Origin of the sequence: Planococcus sp. S3-L1 (assembly GCF_030063085.1) — a bacterium.
Classification (GTDB): Bacteria; Bacillota; Bacilli; order Bacillales_A; family Planococcaceae; genus Planococcus; species Planococcus kocurii.
This window is the reverse complement of sequence record NZ_JASISN010000045.1, coordinates 1-1722: the sequence shown is the minus strand read 5'-3', so window position 1 is coordinate 1722 and position 1722 is coordinate 1. Positions and strand designations below refer to the sequence as shown.

Genomic DNA, 1722 nt, shown 5'->3' with positions numbered 1-1722 from the left:
GGTTCTTACGCTTTTTTGGTGATGCTTCTTTTTATTGGTTTCCGGGTATAGGAATACCAAAAACTTGAAAGGTCGCTGAACAAGATGAAGACACTAATGGAAGAAACTCTTTTTCATTTAGACGAAAACCTCCGGCTTCTTTATCAGAAACAGACGGAAGAAGAACTGTTTTTCATCATTGAAGTCCACTCCTCTTCGGCGCTATGTCCGGCTTGTCATCAGATTTCTCACCGAGCCCACAGCCGATATTCCCGAAAAGTAGACGACTTGCCTATTTCAGACCTGCATGTGCATTTTCAGGCACTGCTTCACAAATGGTTTTGTGATAACCGGGATTGTCCAACGAAAGTGTTTACGGAACGGTTATCCTGGCTTCAATCCTATAAGAGAAAGACGGATCGCTTAGAAGACATCATCGAGAAAATTGCTTTTTCAACGAACTGTTTAACTGCGGAAAAAGTCTGCCGGACGATGCACATTCCCGTAAGCCATGATACATTGCTCAGACGAGTGAAGTCGGTCACTTTTGATTCTACACCGTCTCCCTTTCGTAGGCATCGATGATTTTGCCTTTAAAAAACGGTTCACTTACGGAACCCTCTTCATCGATTTACAGACGCGTAAACCGGTGGATATGTTGGATACACGACAACCCGCTAAAGTAACCGAGTGGCTCCAAAAATATCCGGAAATAGAATTAATCACCCGTGATGGATCCAAACTTTATGCCGCAGCTGTTAAATCAGCTTCTCCAAATATTTTGCAAGTGGCAGATCGCTGGCATCTTCTCCATCAGTTATTCGAAGCGCTCAAGAATACAATTGGTGCGTTGTTACCTGCTAAATGGGTGCCACCAGGCACCGCTGAATCAGTTTCCAAAAATGTAGTAACCATCAAGTTGCGTAAACATGAACAGAAACGAATTCAGAATCAAGATAAAAAGTGGAGCCGCATCCAACAGGTTCAATCTCTTTATAAAGAAGGCTATTCCAAAGTCGAAATTCAACGATTACTCGGTATTTCGTTTGCGACAATAGTTAAGTACTTGGGTTATACAGAAAAGCCAGAAACTCAACGTACTTCAGCTTTCCAACAATTTCGTCCCTTGATTCGCTCATTGATTTTAGAAAGACAATCAAGTGGATTTATTGAAAAGGCCTGTCGTTCTAAGGGATACACGGGGTCCATTTCAACTTTAACTAATATGATTTCCAGTGAACGGAAACAAACAAAACAAGGAAAGCCAATAGCGATTTCAATTCGTCAAAAGGTCATTCACATTCTTTGGGACAGTGAAAAAGAGAAGCATCTCGAGAGGATTAACAATCTGCACTCCGAGATATTGAAGACCTTTCCACAAATCATAAAGCTCGATGAGCTCGTTCATTCATTTCGAAAATTGTTTAAGGAAAAAAAGGTAATTAACCTGATAGACTGGTTGGAAAAGCCACAGTTAGAGAATTTCTCTTTTTTCCAATCATTTGCCAATGGCATCCTCCAGGATTTAAGCGCAGTCAAGTTAAGCGTTGAAAAAAATTGGAGCAATGGTCCAACAGAAGGACAGATAAATCGTCTAAAAATGATTAAACGCATGATGTATGGACGAGCTGGATTTCAAGTATTGAAGAATCGGATTCTTTACCAGTGGTAACTATTTTGAAATAATGGCCTGATTTTTTACTCAAGGTCACAATCAATTTCACCAAAAAAGCGTAAGAACCT

At 40.5% G+C, this 1722-nt stretch carries 2 protein-coding genes; both read left to right on the top strand.

The annotated features are described in order from the left end of the window. Positions 1 to 84 precede the first annotated feature (84 nt). Positions 85 to 564, top strand: coding sequence for a transposase family protein (locus QMF37_RS18145; RefSeq protein WP_283479136.1), 480 nt, complete (start codon positions 85 to 87; stop codon positions 562 to 564). Next, complete coding sequence (locus QMF37_RS18140) at positions 527 to 1651, top strand: ISL3 family transposase (RefSeq protein ID WP_283479135.1); 1125 nt, start codon at positions 527 to 529, stop codon at positions 1649 to 1651. The genes QMF37_RS18145 and QMF37_RS18140 overlap by 38 nt, the downstream gene beginning before the upstream one ends. Positions 1652 to 1722 lie beyond the last annotated feature (71 nt).

Bases quoted from the DNA above. Each gene is read 5' to 3' on its own strand.
- QMF37_RS18145 (WP_283479136.1), top strand. From the start codon at position 85: ATGAAGACACTAATGGAAGAAACTCTTTTTCATTTAGACGAAAACCTC.